Origin of the sequence: Bacillus gobiensis (assembly GCF_001278705.1) — a bacterium.
Classification (GTDB): domain Bacteria; phylum Bacillota; class Bacilli; order Bacillales; family Bacillaceae; genus Bacillus; species Bacillus gobiensis.
Genome location: NZ_CP012600.1, coordinates 1,099,876 through 1,115,379 on the forward strand (window position 1 = coordinate 1,099,876; position 15,504 = coordinate 1,115,379).

17 protein-coding genes are annotated in these 15,504 nt (G+C 41.8%); all 17 read left to right on the forward strand.

What is annotated here, in order from left to right:
• Positions 1 to 47 precede the first annotated feature (47 nt).
• The 17 genes from rimP (at position 48) to asd (ending at position 15,448) form a co-directional block, all read left to right on the forward strand.
• Entirely contained in the window at positions 48 to 521 is a 474-nt protein-coding gene (gene rimP / locus AM592_RS05395) for a ribosome maturation factor RimP (RefSeq protein ID WP_053602841.1), read from the forward strand.
• Positions 522 to 545: 24 nt separating this feature from the next.
• A complete protein-coding gene (gene nusA, locus AM592_RS05400) occupies positions 546 to 1,649 on the forward strand; it encodes a transcription termination factor NusA (RefSeq protein WP_053602842.1) in 1,104 nt (367 codons plus the stop codon).
• A 15-nt stretch (positions 1,650 to 1,664) separates the two neighbouring features.
• Complete coding sequence (gene rnpM / locus AM592_RS05405; protein WP_082363746.1) at positions 1,665 to 1,949, forward strand: RNase P modulator RnpM; 285 nt, start codon at positions 1,665 to 1,667, stop codon at positions 1,947 to 1,949.
• Positions 1,942 to 2,244 carry a YlxQ family RNA-binding protein gene (locus AM592_RS05410; protein WP_053605998.1) on the forward strand — a complete coding sequence of 101 codons (303 nt, stop codon included), beginning with the start codon at positions 1,942 to 1,944 and terminating at the stop codon, positions 2,242 to 2,244. Before rnpM ends, AM592_RS05410 begins: the two co-directional genes overlap by 8 nt.
• A gap of 19 nt (positions 2,245 to 2,263) precedes the next feature.
• The gene (infB, locus tag AM592_RS05415; protein ID WP_053602843.1) at positions 2,264 to 4,411 is read left to right on the forward strand and encodes a translation initiation factor IF-2; all 2,148 of its coding nucleotides are present in this window, start codon (positions 2,264 to 2,266) and stop codon (positions 4,409 to 4,411) included.
• Positions 4,408 to 4,686: a DUF503 domain-containing protein gene (locus AM592_RS05420; RefSeq protein ID WP_053602844.1), complete on the forward strand. Its 279-nt coding sequence runs from the start codon at positions 4,408 to 4,410 to the stop codon at positions 4,684 to 4,686. The genes infB and AM592_RS05420 overlap by 4 nt, the downstream gene beginning before the upstream one ends.
• Positions 4,687 to 4,703: 17 nt before the next feature.
• A complete protein-coding gene (gene rbfA / locus AM592_RS05425) occupies positions 4,704 to 5,060 on the forward strand; it encodes a 30S ribosome-binding factor RbfA (RefSeq protein ID WP_053602845.1) in 357 nt (118 codons plus the stop codon).
• A 134-nt stretch (positions 5,061 to 5,194) separates the two neighbouring features.
• A complete protein-coding gene (gene truB, locus AM592_RS05430) occupies positions 5,195 to 6,115 on the forward strand; it encodes a tRNA pseudouridine(55) synthase TruB (protein ID WP_082363749.1) in 921 nt (306 codons plus the stop codon).
• A 23-nt stretch (positions 6,116 to 6,138) separates the two neighbouring features.
• Positions 6,139 to 7,125, forward strand: coding sequence for a bifunctional riboflavin kinase/FAD synthetase (ribF, locus tag AM592_RS05435; RefSeq protein WP_053602846.1), 987 nt, complete (start codon positions 6,139 to 6,141; stop codon positions 7,123 to 7,125).
• Positions 7,126 to 7,245: 120 nt separating this feature from the next.
• Positions 7,246 to 7,515: a 30S ribosomal protein S15 gene (gene rpsO, locus AM592_RS05440; RefSeq protein WP_003154182.1), complete on the forward strand. Its 270-nt coding sequence runs from the start codon at positions 7,246 to 7,248 to the stop codon at positions 7,513 to 7,515.
• 147 nt (positions 7,516 to 7,662) lie between these two features.
• The gene (pnp, locus tag AM592_RS05445) at positions 7,663 to 9,780 is read left to right on the forward strand and encodes a polyribonucleotide nucleotidyltransferase (RefSeq protein WP_053602847.1); all 2,118 of its coding nucleotides are present in this window, start codon (positions 7,663 to 7,665) and stop codon (positions 9,778 to 9,780) included.
• 221 nt (positions 9,781 to 10,001) lie between these two features.
• Positions 10,002 to 10,961, forward strand: a complete 960-nt coding sequence (locus AM592_RS05450; RefSeq protein ID WP_053606000.1) for a polysaccharide deacetylase family protein — start codon at positions 10,002 to 10,004, stop codon at positions 10,959 to 10,961.
• Positions 10,962 to 10,998: 37 nt separating this feature from the next.
• Positions 10,999 to 12,228 carry a M16 family metallopeptidase gene (locus AM592_RS05455; RefSeq protein ID WP_053602848.1) on the forward strand — a complete coding sequence of 410 codons (1,230 nt, stop codon included), beginning with the start codon at positions 10,999 to 11,001 and terminating at the stop codon, positions 12,226 to 12,228.
• Between the two features lie 72 nt (positions 12,229 to 12,300).
• Positions 12,301 to 12,546, forward strand: a complete 246-nt coding sequence (locus AM592_RS05460; RefSeq protein ID WP_053602849.1) for a YlmC/YmxH family sporulation protein — start codon at positions 12,301 to 12,303, stop codon at positions 12,544 to 12,546.
• Between the two features lie 259 nt (positions 12,547 to 12,805).
• Positions 12,806 to 13,702 (forward strand): dipicolinic acid synthetase subunit A, encoded by an 897-nt coding sequence (gene dpaA, locus AM592_RS05465; RefSeq protein WP_053602850.1) that lies wholly within the window; start codon positions 12,806 to 12,808, stop codon positions 13,700 to 13,702.
• Between the two features lies 1 nt (position 13,703).
• A complete protein-coding gene (gene dpaB, locus AM592_RS05470) occupies positions 13,704 to 14,300 on the forward strand; it encodes a dipicolinate synthase subunit B (RefSeq protein ID WP_053602851.1) in 597 nt (198 codons plus the stop codon).
• Positions 14,301 to 14,407: 107 nt separating this feature from the next.
• Positions 14,408 to 15,448: an aspartate-semialdehyde dehydrogenase gene (gene asd / locus AM592_RS05475; protein ID WP_053602852.1), complete on the forward strand. Its 1,041-nt coding sequence runs from the start codon at positions 14,408 to 14,410 to the stop codon at positions 15,446 to 15,448.
• Positions 15,449 to 15,504 lie beyond the last annotated feature (56 nt).

Sequence of the window (15,504 nt, forward strand, 5' to 3'; positions counted from 1 at the left end):
GTTTTTATTCACCGTGATACGTTTTGTACGGTCGCTAGGAGGAAAAAATGAGCAAAAAAGTAATTGATATTGTTGAAGAGATGGTTCTGCCTATCCTGCAAAATCTCCAGCTTGAACTTGTAGACGTTGAGTTTGTCAAAGAAGGTCAAAACTGGTTCCTTCGTGTATTTATTGATTCGGAAAACGGTGTGGACATTGAAGAGTGCGCGAATGTAAGCGAAGCATTAAGCGAAAAGCTTGACAAGGCAGACCCTATCAAGCAAAATTATTTTCTTGAGGTTTCCTCGCCCGGAGCTGAACGTCCGTTGAAAAAAAGGGCAGACTTTGAAAAATCCATTTCAAAAAACGTTTACATAAAAACGTATGAACCGATTGACGGAGTAAAGGTCTTTGAAGGAGAACTGAGCGGATTTGACGGGGAAGTAGTAACTGTCACAATCAAGATCAAAACGAGAAAAAAACAAATCAACATTCCTTATGAAAAAATCGCAAGTGCAAGATTGGCTGTTTCATTCCATTAATGATTAAAGGGGGAGCGTTTAAGCATGAGCAGTGAATTGTTGGATGCCCTGACTGTTCTAGAAAAAGAAAAAGGGATCAGTAAAGAAATTATTATCGATGCCATTGAGGCGGCTTTGATCTCGGCTTACAAACGAAACTTTAACCAGGCTCAAAATGTCCGCGTCGATCTAAATCGCGTAAGCGGAACAATTAGGGTATTTGCTAGAAAAGACGTCGTCGATGAAGTATATGATCCGAGGCTAGAGATTTCTATCGACGACTCCAGAAAGATTAATCCGAATTATATAAGCGGTGATGTCGTAGAAATTGAAGTAACACCAAAGGATTTCGGCCGGATTGCAGCCCAAACTGCAAAACAGGTGGTTACCCAGCGTGTAAGAGAAGCCGAGCGCGGAGTAATTTATAATGAATTCATCGATCGCGAAGAGGACATAATGACAGGCATTGTTCAGAGAATCGATCATAAATTCATTTATGTTTCGTTAGGAAAAATTGAAGCGATTTTACCGGTAAATGAACAAATGCCGAACGAAAGCTATAAACCGCATGATCGGATAAAAGTATTTATCACAAAAGTGGAGAAAACGACGAAAGGTCCGCAAATCTACGTTTCTAGAACACATCCTGGACTTTTGAAGCGATTATTTGAAATTGAAGTACCGGAAATTTATGATGGAACAGTGGAACTTATGTCAGTTGCAAGAGAAGCTGGCGACCGTTCAAAAATTTCCGTCCGTACAGATGATCCTGATGTCGATCCGGTAGGCTCCTGTGTTGGACCGAAAGGACAGCGAGTTCAAGCCATTGTAAATGAGCTGAAAGGCGAAAAAATCGATATTGTCCAATGGTCAAATGATCCAGTGGAATTTGTGGCCAATGCTTTAAGCCCATCAAAGGTGATCGAGGTTCTCGTCAATGAGGAGGACAAAGCGACAACTGTGATCGTACCGGATTACCAGCTTTCATTAGCCATAGGTAAAAGGGGGCAAAATGCCCGTCTTGCAGCGAAGCTAACAAACTGGAAAATCGATATTAAGAGCGAGACGGATGCTGCAGAGCTAGGTTTATTATCAAACGAACAGGACGAATTTGTTTCTGAAGCTCCATCTTCCGAACAGGATGAATAAGAGGGGTGATTTTGGGTGAAAAGCAAGAAAAAAATTCCTTTGCGAAAATGTATCGTGACAGGAGAAATGATGCCTAAAAAGGAACTCATCCGAATTGTCAGATCCAAAGAAGGAGACATATCCGTCGATCCTACTGGCAAAAAAAATGGCCGTGGCGCGTATTTGACACTTACTGAAGAAAGTATTCTCACGGCGCAGAAAAAAAATATCCTGTCAAAACAATTTCAAACAAAAATTGATGATGAGATATACGATCAATTATTAGAATTAGCGAAAAAGGGAAACAATGCAAATGGATAATAACAACTGGTTTCCCTTGCTGGGTCTAGCATATCGGGCACGGAAGGTCGTTACTGGTGAAGAGTCAGTCATTAAAGAAATTCGGAGTACCTCTGCAAAAATCGTATTGCTTAGTGATGACGCTTCAGCAAATACGGCTAAAAAAGTAACGGACAAATGCAAATACTACAATATTCCTTATAAACGAGTATCAAACCGCGAGATTCTTGGCCAGGCAATCGGCAAGGATTCGAGAGTTGTGGTAGCCGTCACTGACCAAGGATTTGCGAAAAAGTTACTAAACTTGCTCGATTAATTTTTTTGGGGGTGAACGAATGGCTAAAATGAGAGTTTATGAATACGCGAAAACAATAAATGTATCAAGCAAGGATATTTTAACGACTCTGAAAGATTTGGATATGGAAGTAAACAACCATATGGCTATGATCGATGAGAATGTTATCAAACAGTTGGATGGGAAATTTAAAACAAACGGCGGATCGCCTGCCGGAAAACAATCTGCCCCTGATAAAAAGCAGGGAGCGCAACCGAACAAAGTCCAACAGATTACTGCAAATCAAAACAAAAACCGCAACGGAAAGAAGAATGACGTGCAAAATATACAAAATAACAACAAAAACAAGAAAAACAATAAAAACAACAAAAAAAATAATAAACGAAATAATAATCAACAAAATAATTTTAAGCAGCCAAAGCCTGTAAAAGCACTTCCTGAAAAAATCACTTTTACAAACAGCAAATCGGTGGGGGCACTGGCAGAAGAATTAGGCAGAGAGCCTTCTGAAATCATTAAAAAACTTATGCTGCTTGGTGTTATGGCTACAATCAACCAAGACCTCGATAAAGATACGGTAGAGCTTATCGCTGCAGAATACGGCGTTGAAGTAGAAGAAGTCATTGTTTTGGAAGAAACCGAGCTTGAAAAATATGAAGAGCCTGAAACGGAAGAGAATCTAGAGATCAGGCCGCCGGTTGTTACGATTATGGGACACGTCGACCACGGGAAAACGACTTTGCTTGACAGCATCCGGAAAACGAAGGTCGCCCTTGGAGAAGCTGGCGGTATTACCCAGCATATCGGTGCCTACCAAATTGAAGATGACGGCAAAAAAATTACGTTCCTTGATACCCCGGGACACGCAGCATTTACAACGATGCGTGCTCGCGGAGCGGAAGTAACTGACATTACAATATTAGTGGTAGCTGCGGACGACGGCGTAATGCCGCAAACTGTGGAGGCAATTAACCATGCAAAAGCTGCCGAAGTTCCTATTATTGTAGCTGTAAACAAAATAGACAAACCTGGAGCAAATCCAGATCGCGTGATGCAAGAGCTGACTGAGCATGGGCTCGTGCCTGAAAGCTGGGGCGGAGAAACGATCTTTGTACCTCTTTCTGCATTAAATGGAGAAGGTATTGATGAATTAATCGAAATGATTCTTCTTGTGAGTGAAGTAGAAGAATTGAAGGCTGACCCTAATCGCAGGGCAAAAGGAACCGTCATTGAAGCTGAGCTTGATAAAGGCCGCGGCTCAGTCGCAACGCTTTTAGTTCAGACAGGAACGCTTAACGTTGGAGATCCTATCGTTGTCGGAAATTCCTTCGGCCGCGTCCGTGCGATGGTAAACGACATTGGCAGACGTGTGAAAACGGCCGGTCCATCTACCCCTGTTGAAATAACAGGTTTAAATGATGTTCCGAATGCTGGCGACCAGTTCCTAGTATTTAAAGACGAAAAAACAGCCCGTCAAGTAGGAGAGGCGCGTGCTTCGAAACAAATGGAAGAGCAGCGATCTGATAAAGCGAAGCTCAGCTTAGATGATTTGTTTGAACAAATCAAGCAGGGGGACGTTAAGGATATTAATCTTGTCGTGAAAGCTGACGTTCAAGGTTCTGCCGAAGCCCTTACCGCATCCCTTCAAAAAATCGAAGTAGAAGGCGTCAAGGTAAAAATCATTCACACAGGCGTTGGAGCGATCACCGAATCGGATATTATTTTAGCTTCTGCTTCAAATGCGATTGTAATCGGCTTTAACGTTCGTCCGGATGGCAATGCCAAAAAAACGGCAGATTCTGAAAACGTCGATATCCGTCTTCACCGGATCATTTATAAAGTCATTGAGGAAATTGAGTCCGCAATGAAAGGGATGCTTGATCCAGAATACGAGGAAAAAGTGATCGGCCAAGTGGAAGTCCGCCAAACGTTTAAAGTGTCCAGAATCGGAACAATTGCCGGTGGATACGTGACAGAAGGCTCGATTACTAGAGACAGCGGGATCCGCTTGATTCGTGACGGCGTTGTTATTTATGAAGGCGAAGTAGACGTCTTGAAACGCTATAAAGATGACGTAAAGGAAGTATCACAAGGATACGAATGCGGAATCACAATAAAAAAATACAATGATATACGGGAAGGCGATGTACTAGAGGCGTATGTCATGCAAGAAATTGAAAGAAAATGATCGGCTGCGTCACATGTGAATGCATGATATATGATGCGTCATCCTTAAAGGATAAACGTTCGGTGCTCAAGCGGATTATCACAAGAGTCCGAGCAAAGTTCAATGTGTCAATTTCTGAAGTTGATTATCAGGACACTTGGCAAAGGACCAGTCTTGCAATTGCAGCGGTATCTTCTTCTCGCGTTCAAACGGAAAAGGAATTACAGAAAGTATTGGACTTTATCGATTCCTTTCCGGAAATTGAACGGACAATTACCGAAACTGAATGGTTTTAATAGAAAGGTGATTAGGAATGAGTATTAGAGCCACCCGTATTGGTGAACAAATGAAAAAAGAATTAGGCGACATCATTGGAAGAAAGCTTAAAGACCCAAGAATCGGCTTTATAACTGTTACAGATGTCAGAGTCACCGGCGATTTGCAAAATGCAAAAGTGTATATCTCAGTTCTTGGAAATGAAGAACAGAGAGAAGCGACCCTTCGCAGCCTTGCAAAAGCAAAAGGGTTTATACGGTCTGAAATTGGAAACAGGATCAGGCTTAGAAAAACGCCAGAACTTTCGTTTGAATTTGACGAGTCGATTGATTACGGGAATCGAATCGAAACACTTATTCACGAAATTAACGATGATAAAGATACAGAAAAATAGCGGGTGGATTCAGCCTGGAAAAATCAGCCAAAAAGGATGGAACGAATAGCAGTCCATCCTTTTTTGCAGCATGTAAAAACATAAGCTTGCCAGGAATCGGCAAGTTTATTTACATAAGGAGTGTTAGAATCGCGTTGAATGGAGTACTTCTTTTACATAAGCCGGTCGGTTGGACATCTCATGATTGTGTTATGAAGGTGCGTAAACTCTTCCAAACGAAAAAAGCAGGCCATACCGGCACGCTTGACCCTGAAGTTGAAGGTGTTTTGCCAATTTGTATTGGCAAAGCAACAAAAATAGTGGAGTATCTGACCGAAAAATCCAAATCTTATGATGCAGAGGTTACCCTCGGAATCTCTACAACGACAGAGGATCAAACCGGAGATATTATCACGAAAAAGCCAGTTGCCACAACCATTAGTGAAGCAATGATCGACGATGTTTTAGAAAAATTGACAGGGAATATCAGTCAAATCCCGCCGATGTATTCAGCAGTTAAAGTAAACGGGAAAAAGCTTTACGAGTATGCTCGTGCAGGAATTGAAATCGAAAGGCCGGAAAGAACTGTAACGATCCATGAATTGAAGCGAACGTCGGATATTAATCAGAACGACAGCAAAGTTTCTTTCCGTTTCAGAGTACATTGCTCAAAAGGGACGTATGTAAGAACTTTAGCTGTTACGATAGGAGAGATGCTCGGATATCCTGCGCATATGTCCCATTTGGTTCGGACGGCATCAGGGGATTTTACTTTAGATGAATGTGTTACATTTGAAGAAATAATAGAAAAAATTGAAACCGGCGTTAAGGATGATCTTTTGCTGCCGATCGAACGAGCACTTAATCATTTGCCGAAATGGGTAATAAGTGATACATTAGCTAAGAAAGTAGAAAACGGCGCTGTACTGGAAATTCCCGAACAGTTCCGGAACTTAGGGGAAAGCGATAGAGTAGTTATTTATTCAAAAGAAGGCTTATGCATGGCTATTTACCAGCTGCACCCTTCAAAACCGGGACTGCTCAAACCTGCGAAAGTACTGGCAGGAAACTCGTAAAGATTAGAAAAGGTGAACGTTCTGTGAAGACAATACATATTTCTCATCCTCATTCATTTACCCGGGGGGATCTCCCAGAGACTGTCATGGCATTAGGCTATTTTGACGGTGTTCACCTTGGCCACCAAAAAGTCATTCAAACAGCCAAGGACATCGCAGAGCTGGAAAAGCGAAAGACGGCAGTCATGACGTTCTACCCTCATCCAACATCCGTTTTAAAAAAGGAAAGCGAGCCGAAGGATGTTATCACTCCCATTCGGGAAAAAGAACGTTTGATTGAGTCATTAGGTGTTGATATCCTTTATATTGTTGAATTTACTCCTATTTTTGCATCGCTTACTCCCCAGGAATTTGTCGATAACTATATCATAAACTTGAATGTGAAGCACATCACAGCAGGTTTTGATTTTTCATTTGGTCACATGGGGAAAGGAAACATGGAGAATTTCCCTTCATTTTCAAGGGATGCCGTCAAAAGTACGACAGTAAAAAGATTGAGCCGCGATGACAGCAAAATAAGCTCAACCTTAATTCGACAAGCATTGAAGAGCGGGGACGTACAGCTGGCTGCAGAGCTGCTTGGCAGGCCGCACTACGTAAAAGGCACAGTTATTCACGGTGATAAGAGGGGGAGGACGATCGGTTTTCCGACAGCCAATACCGAACTTTCAGATCCATATATTGTCCCGCCGACAGGTGTTTATTCGGTAATAGCTGAATTGGACGGCAAGGCGATTAAAGGTGTTTGTAATATAGGTTATAAGCCAACTTTTAAAAAAGAGCGGGCCTCTTTGCCCTCTATTGAAGTTCACTTATTTAACTTCGATGAAATGATTTATGGAAAAGAATTAACGATCAATTGGATGAAGAGAATCAGAAGTGAACAAAAATTTAATGGCATTAATGAATTAATTGAGCAAATCTCAAAAGATAAGGAACAAGCATACGAAGATTTAAAACGCTTTGATGAAAAGCTTCCGATGTGCAAAAGTTCTGAGAGAACAACTTGATTTTTGTGTCAAGGGTTGGTATGATAGTATCCGTAGCTTTAAAACCATTGCTTGGCAATTCGAATCACCGACGATTGCTGGGTAATTGGGGCTAATTATGAAATTGGAGGTGAAACAAGGATGGCCATTACTCAAGAGCGTAAAAATCAACTCATCAGTGAGTTCAAAACTCATGAATCTGACACTGGTTCTCCAGAGGTTCAGATTGCTATCCTAACAGATTCGATTAACAATTTGAACGAGCACCTACGCACACACAAAAAAGATCACCATTCACGTCGCGGTCTTTTAAAAATGGTAGGGAAACGCCGTAATCTGTTAACGTACTTACGTAATAAAGACGTAACACGTTATCGTGAGTTAATCAATAAACTAGGTTTACGTCGATAATCACAAAAAGCGGGAGTTTTCCCGCTTTTTTATCGTATAAAAACATTTGCCGGGCTTACATAATGATAACTAGTGATATGATAAATTTATCTCGGCCATAATAGGACTACCATCCAAATCATAAAAAGAGAGGAGCCAAGAATCGAAATGGGACAAGATAAACATGTCTTTACCTTAGACTGGGCCGGAAGAACATTAACTGTTGAAACCGGCCAGCTGGCAAAACAAGCAAACGGCGCAGTAATGATCCGATATGGGGAAACAGCTGTTCTTAGTACAGCAACTGCCTCTAAGGAGCCGAAAGCGGTCAGCTTCTTTCCTTTAACAGTAAATTACGAGGAAAGGCTTTATGCAGTCGGTAAAATCCCCGGAGGATTTATTAAGAGAGAAGGAAGGCCAAGTGAAAAAGCAATATTGGCAAGTCGTTTAATTGACCGTCCGATTCGGCCATTGTTTGCAGACGGATTCCGAAATGAAGTACAGGTCGTCAGCATCGTAATGAGTGTGGATCAGGATTGTTCTTCAGAAATGGCAGCCATGTTCGGCTCATCTCTCGCTCTGTGTGTTTCAGATATTCCATTTGAAGGCCCGATTGCCGGAGTGACTGTAGGAAGAGTAAACGGTGAAATGATCATTAATCCCAATGTCAAACAGCTGGAAGAAAGCGATATCCATTTAATCGTTGCCGGGACGAAGGATGCCATTAACATGGTTGAAGCTGGTGCTGATGAAGTGCCTGAAGAAGTCATGCTTGAAGCAATTATGTTCGGCCATGAGGAAATTAAGCGATTAATTGCGTTCCAAGAAGAAATCGCGGCGGCAATTGGGAAAGAAAAAGCAAAAATTGACCTCTATGAAATTGATTCACAGCTCGTAAGCGAAGTGAAATCGGTCGCAGAAAAAGATTTGCTAGCTGCGATCAAGGTACACGAAAAGCATGCCCGCGAAGATGCAATTACTGAAGTGAAAAATCAAGTTGTTGCAAAGTTTGAAGAAGAAGAACATGATGAAGCAACGATTAATCAAGTAAAGGATATCCTTTCAAAACTTGTGAAAGACGAAGTTCGCCGTCTCATTACAGAAGAAAAAATCCGTCCGGATGGAAGGGGTCTTGAAGAAATTCGCCCACTGTCATCCGAGGTTGGGCTGCTTTCGCGCACCCACGGTTCAGGATTATTTACAAGGGGACAGACCCAAGCGCTCAGTATTTGTACGTTAGGTGCTCTTGGGGACGTTCAAATTTTGGATGGCCTTGGCGTAGAAGAATCAAAACGGTTTATGCACCACTACAACTTTCCGCAATTCAGTGTCGGTGAAACAGGTCCAATGCGCGGGCCAGGACGACGTGAAATCGGCCACGGTGCATTAGGTGAGCGGGCACTTGAGCCTGTGATCCCTTCCGAAAAGGATTTCCCATACACCGTGCGTCTAGTGTCAGAGGTATTGGAATCTAATGGATCGACGTCCCAGGCAAGTATTTGCGCCAGCACATTGGCTATGATGGACGCCGGAGTTCCAATCAAAGCACCGGTTGCCGGAATTGCTATGGGTCTCGTCAAATCAGGCGATTTTTACTCAGTCCTTACAGACATTCAAGGAATGGAAGACGCATTAGGCGACATGGACTTTAAAGTGGCCGGTACTGCAAACGGGGTAACTGCCCTGCAAATGGACATTAAGATTGAAGGATTGTCCAGAGAGATTTTAGAAGAAGCGCTTCAGCAAGCTAAAATCGGCAGAATGGAAATTTTAAAAAGCATGCTGGCAACTCTTGGTGAATCCAGGACGGAGCTCTCTCCTTATGCACCGAAAATCTTAACGATGTATATTAATCCTGATAAAATCCGTGATGTTATCGGACCAAGCGGAAAACAAATTAATAAAATCATCGAAGATACCGGTGTGAAAATTGATATTGAACAAGATGGAACCATTTTTATCTCATCTACTGATGAAAGCATGAATCAAAAAGCTAAAAAAATCATTGAAGATTTGGTGAGAGAAGTTGAAGTGGGGCAAATGTATCTTGGAAAAGTCAAACGCATTGAAAAATTCGGTGCCTTTGTTGAACTTTTCAGCGGAAAAGACGGTCTTGTTCACATATCTGAACTCGCGCTTGAGCGTGTAGGGAAAGTTGAAGATGTTGTCAAAATCGGTGATGAAATCCTGGTTAAAGTAACCGAAATTGACAAGCAAGGAAGAGTAAACCTGTCCCGCAAAGTTGTATTAAGAGAACAAAAAGAAAAAGAAGAGCAAAACTCCTAAGGTTTTTTCAGGAAAACCATTACTAGCGGATCAAGCGGACTTCTCCCGCCCGTTTGGATGAAATGCGGGAGTTGTTTATGCCGCTAAAAGTTCTGATGCTTACTAGTGAAGCAAAAAAGTTAGAAGCCTGGGAGACCCGGCTTCTTTGTTTTTCCTGGCAAGGTTCTACCTCGTCCTTTTTTCACATAGCTTGTGAATGAGAAGGAGGAGGACTTGCTTTGATAAAAAGAAAAGTGACTGCGTTCGTCTGTTTTTTGTTTATTTTATTTGTCAGCATTCAAACCATAATCGATATCCCTTCTTTATTCATAATTGGCAAAACTCCTAATGAAAATACAACGCCCGCAGTTAGCCGAAACCCACTATATTTGGAGATTTCAAACGAAGCGGGAAAATATGAAAGAAAACCTCAAGATGCAAAGGTCGATCAAATTTGGAAAGCGATACCCGGATACAATGGCATAAAAGTAAATGTGGAAAAATCTTATCAGAAAATGAAGAAGAATGGCACATTTGATAAAGAATTGCTAGTATATGACCAAATCAAGCCGCGCATTCATTTAAATGACCTGGGTTCAGCTCCAATCTATAAAGGACATCCTGATAAACCTATGGTGACCTTTTTAATTAATGTTGCCTGGGGCAATGAGTACTTAGAAAAAATGCTTCCAGTATTAAAAAAACATCAAGTGAAAGCGACGTTTTTTCTTGAGGGAAAATGGACGAAAAATAATCCTGAGCTTGCAAAAAAAATCGTGAAAGCCGGGCACGAAATCGGAAACCATTCATACAATCATCCAGATATGAGCAAACTGACAAAGAATCGAATTGCGGAACAGTTAACCAGCACAAATAGCCAGATTAAAGAAACACTTGGAGTGACAGTGAAATGGTTTGCGCCCCCGAGCGGCAGCTACCGGCAAGATGTGGTTGAGATTGCGTCCAGCAAGGGCATGGGAACCATTATGTGGACAGTGGATACGATCGATTGGCGAAAGCCGTCACCGGATGTGTTAATCAACCGAGTATTAAGCAAAGTACATAATGGAGCTATGATATTGATGCATCCTACAGCTTCTTCATCAAGAAGCCTTGAATCACTTATCATTCAACTAAAAAAGAAAGGCTACTCACTCGGAACCGTTACGGATTTAATGGATGAAACTAGAATCATTAATTAAGTGAAATGTCGGTCCGGCTGAAATAGGAGGAACAACAATGATTAAACAATATACATGCAATAATGGTGTTCGAGTGGTTTTAGAAAACAACCCTACCGTTCGGTCTGTTGCTATAGGTGTATGGATCGGAACTGGTTCGAGATACGAAACACCAGATAACAACGGAATTTCCCATTTTATTGAACATATGCTTTTTAAGGGTACAAAAAACCGTTCGGCCAGAGAGATCGCTGAAGCTTTCGACCGAATCGGCGGCCAGGTCAATGCGTTTACGTCAAAAGAGTATACTTGTTATTATGCGAAGGTCTTGGATGAGCATGCAAGCTATGCTCTCGATATCTTAGCGGATATGTTTTTTCATTCAACATTTGATCGCGAAGAGCTGAGGAAAGAAAAAAATGTAGTCTATGAAGAAATTAAAATGTACGAAGATACTCCGGATGACATCGTTCATGACCTGTTAAGCAAATCGGTATATGAGAATCATCCGTTAGGATATCCGATTTTAGGAACCGAAGAATCACTAGGCACTTTTGATGAAGATCATATTCGTTCATATATGGATAAATATTATTCGCCCGACAAAGTGGTTGTGTCAATTGCCGGAAATGTAGATGAGGCGTTTATTAAAAACGTAGAAGCTCATTTCGGAGCTTATGAATCTGCAAGTTCTCCAGAAACACTTGCCGAACCCACTTTTTTCCAACAAAAATTAAGCAGAAAAAAAGAGACAGAACAGGCACATTTATGCTTAGGTTTTAAAGGGTTGGAAGTCGGCCATAAACGCATTTATGATTTAATTGTACTTAACAATATCCTTGGAGGAAGCATGAGCAGCAGGCTGTTTCAAGAGGTTAGGGAGGACAAAGGCCTCGCTTACTCGATTTACAGCTATCACAGCTCGTTTCGGGATAGCGGCATGCTGACGATATACGGCGGAACAGGCGCCAATCAGCTGCAGGTACTGTACGAGACGATTCATGAAACGCTTCATACGCTTAAAAAAGACGGCATCACCGAAAAAGAGCTTGAAAACAGCAAGGAGCAGATGAAGGGCAGCCTGATGCTGAGCCTGGAAAGCACGAATAGTAAAATGAGCAGGAATGGAAAGAACGAGCTGATTTTACGGAAGCATAAAACGATGGATGAAATTTTGGAAGAATTGAACCGTGTAAGTATGGAGAGTGTCAACCAGCTTACTAATCAGTTGTTTACAGATGAATATGCTCTTGCTTTGATCAGCCCGAGCGGAGACTTGCCAATGTAAAAAATCATGCTTGCCAAAAGGCAGGCATTTTTTTTATAAATCAACATACATAGTACATAGGGAGGCGATTGAATGCGGCTGAGTGAGCTATCCGGAAAAGAAATTGTTGATATAAAGCGTGCAGAGCGTTTAGGGGTTCTTGGACAAACAGATTTAGAAATTAATGAAACGGATGGACAAATTACAGCATTGATTATTCCCAGTATGAGATGGTTTGGAATGAAAAGACAGGGAAGCGAAATTCGTGTACCTTGGCAGCAAATCCAAAAAATTGGTTCCGAAATGATAATTTTGGATGTTCCAGATGATGCAATCTAGAAAAACCGGATGATTTCCGGTTTTTTATTTTCCCCATTTTCCTCTGATTATGACCCTCATCTCTAAGCGAAGCGTAGGCGGGATATCCCGGATCAGGCAGATTAGCGTCTACGAAGTCACAGCTGAAACGAATTCACTTTCTTCATGAATTTAATTAATTCCCTTTCTTTTTGCCGTCACCGACATTTTTGTTTTTTCATATGATACATAGGAGCTAATGCAGTTAGATGACTAGTATATAAAAAGGTGGCTCATACAAATGTTAACCGGATTAAAAGTTGCAATTATAGGCGGTGACGCACGACAGCTCGAAGTTATAAGAAAATTGACAGAACAAAATGCTTCCGTTTATTTAATTGGTTTTGACCAGCTTGATCACGGGTTTACCGGAGCTACAAAGGTTAAGATCAACGAATTGAAATTTGGAGAAATGGACTGCTTGATTTTGCCTGTATCAGCTACTTCCTTAGAGGGAGTGGTGGCAACTGTTTTTTCAAACGAAGAGGTTGTACTTACGAAAGAGATGCTGGATAAAACACCCCCGCATTGCGTGGTATATTCCGGAATATCAAACAATTACTTAAATACGTTGACACAATCTGCAAACCGTAAGCTGGTTCAGCTGTTTGAACGGGATGATGTGGCGATTTACAATTCGATTCCGACAGTGGAAGGAATTTTAATGATGGCCATCCAGCACACGGATTATACCATTCACGGGTCAAGAGTGATGGTGTTAGGACTGGGAAGGATCGGCATGAGCATTGCCCGTACCTTTTCGGCAATTGGCGCAAAAGTTTCGGTAGCAGCAAACGAATCGGCTCAGCTTGCAAGGATAACGGAAATGGGATTGACTCCAGTCCATATTAAAGTGCTGAAGGACTTCATTGAGCCAGTTGATATATGCATCAACACCATTCCTGCCAAAGTTCTTGATCAAAAAGTATTACTAAGAATGACCCCAAAAACTCTCATTATTGATGTCGCATCACAACCTGGGGGAACCGACTTTGATTTTGCGGAAAAGCAAGGAATCAAAGCATTAATGGCTCCAGGATTGCCGGGGATCGTCGCCCCAAAAACAGCCGGGAAAATCATTGCGAATGTCTTAAGTATGCTAATATCCGGATCGATTGCAGAAGGAAAGGAGAAATAACATGTCTTTAAAAGGTAAACGAATCGGTTTTGGTCTCACCGGGTCCCATTGCACATATGACGCAGTGTTCCCGCAAATTGAAAAGCTGGTTCAAGGCGGGGCGGAAGTCAGGCCGATTGTCACAAATACTGTGAAATCAACGGTCACTCGTTTTGGTGAAGGAGAAGAATGGGTGAAACGAATTGAAGATGTCACAGGCTTCTCTGTCATCGATACGATCCCAAAAGCAGAACCACTTGGACCTAAGCTGCCGCTTGACTGTATGGTTATTGCTCCATTAACAGGAAATTCCATGAGCAAACTGGCAAACGCTATGACAGACTCTCCCGTGTTGATGGCAGCAAAGGCGACCATGAGAAACAGCAACCCGGTTGTGCTCGGAATCTCAACAAACGATGCTCTTGGCTTTAACGGCGTAAACTTAATGAAATTAATCTCGGGCAAAAATATTTATTTCATTCCTTTTGGCCAGGACGATCCCATTAATAAGCCGAACTCGATGGTAGCACATATGGAATACTTATTGAAAACGGTAGAACATGCGTTAGAGCATAAGCAGCTTCAACCGATAATTATTGGCTCGCATCTTGCCATATAAGAGATCAGGATATAAATAGAAAAAATAAATCACCATCTTCCCCTCTATTCTATGTTAGAATATAAGGTAAATTGTTTAGCTACTTGAGAGTTGGAAGGAGATTTATCATGGGAACTGGATTGCATGTAGCAGTAGTTGGAGCGACAGGTGCTGTAGGACAGCAAATGTTGAAAACACTTGAAAATCGGCAGTTTGAACTGGAGAAGCTATCGTTGCTTTCATCCAAACGTTCAGCTGGTACGAAGGTATTGTTTAATGGAAAAGAATATACCGTTGAAGAAGCGACTCCAGAAAGCTTCGAAGGCGTTCATATTGCTTTATTCAGCGCAGGGGGAAGTGTTTCAAAAGAGCTTGCTCCAGAAGCGGTAAAAAGAGGTGCGATCGTGATTGATAACACGAGTGCATTCCGAATGGATGAAAATACTCCTCTAATCGTACCTGAGGTCAATGAAGGCGATTTGCAACAGCATCAAGGCATAATTGCCAATCCGAATTGTTCTACGATCCAAATGGTAGTTGCACTGGAGCCGCTCAGAAAATCGTTCGGTTTAAATAAAGTGATTGTGTCTACTTATCAAGCGGTATCCGGAGCCGGTACAGTCGCTTCAGATGAATTGTACAGCCAGACTAAGGCGATTCTGGATAATGAAGAGTATGAGCCGCAAGTGATGCCGGTAAAAGGAGATAAGAAGCACTATCAAATCGCATTTAACGCCATTCCGCAAATTGATAAATTTGTAGAGAACGGCTATACATTTGAAGAAATGAAAATGATTAACGAAACGAAAAAAATCATGCACATGCCCGAGCTTGAAGTGGCTGCTACATGTGTGAGGCTTCCGATTGAAACCGGACACTCGGAATCTGTATACATCGAATTGGATCGAGACGACGTTTCGGTTGAAGATGTAAAGGATTTGCTGAAATCTTCACCTGGCATTACCCTTCAGGATGATCCGGAGAATCAAATCTATCCAATGCCGGCATATGCAGTGGGCTTAAACGATGTTTTTGTAGGTAGAATACGAAAAGATTTAGATCGGCCGAACGGCTTTCACCTATGGATCGTCTCAGACAACCTATTAAAGGGTGCAGCCTGGAATTCGGTACAAATCGCTGAACGATTAAGGGCATTAAATCTGGTCTAATTCTGATTTTTTTGGAAACGCGGGTAAGTTGAAGAGAGTTGGGTTCAGATAGCCAG

Coding starts and splice junctions, on each gene's coding strand:
- dpaB (WP_053602851.1), top strand. CDS start 13,704: ATGTCTTTAAAAGGTAAACGAATCGGTTTTGGTCTCACCGGGTCCCAT.
- dpaA (WP_053602850.1), top strand. CDS start 12,806: ATGTTAACCGGATTAAAAGTTGCAATTATAGGCGGTGACGCACGACAG.
- infB (WP_053602843.1), top strand. CDS start 2,264: ATGGCTAAAATGAGAGTTTATGAATACGCGAAAACAATAAATGTATCA.
- AM592_RS05460 (WP_053602849.1), top strand. CDS start 12,301: ATGCGGCTGAGTGAGCTATCCGGAAAAGAAATTGTTGATATAAAGCGT.
- AM592_RS05420 (WP_053602844.1), top strand. CDS start 4,408: ATGATCGGCTGCGTCACATGTGAATGCATGATATATGATGCGTCATCC.
- asd (WP_053602852.1), top strand. CDS start 14,408: ATGGGAACTGGATTGCATGTAGCAGTAGTTGGAGCGACAGGTGCTGTA.
- nusA (WP_053602842.1), top strand. CDS start 546: ATGAGCAGTGAATTGTTGGATGCCCTGACTGTTCTAGAAAAAGAAAAA.
- pnp (WP_053602847.1), top strand. CDS start 7,663: ATGGGACAAGATAAACATGTCTTTACCTTAGACTGGGCCGGAAGAACA.
- rimP (WP_053602841.1), top strand. CDS start 48: ATGAGCAAAAAAGTAATTGATATTGTTGAAGAGATGGTTCTGCCTATC.
- rpsO (WP_003154182.1), top strand. CDS start 7,246: ATGGCCATTACTCAAGAGCGTAAAAATCAACTCATCAGTGAGTTCAAA.
- rbfA (WP_053602845.1), top strand. CDS start 4,704: ATGAGTATTAGAGCCACCCGTATTGGTGAACAAATGAAAAAAGAATTA.
- AM592_RS05455 (WP_053602848.1), top strand. CDS start 10,999: ATGATTAAACAATATACATGCAATAATGGTGTTCGAGTGGTTTTAGAA.
- AM592_RS05410 (WP_053605998.1), top strand. CDS start 1,942: ATGGATAATAACAACTGGTTTCCCTTGCTGGGTCTAGCATATCGGGCA.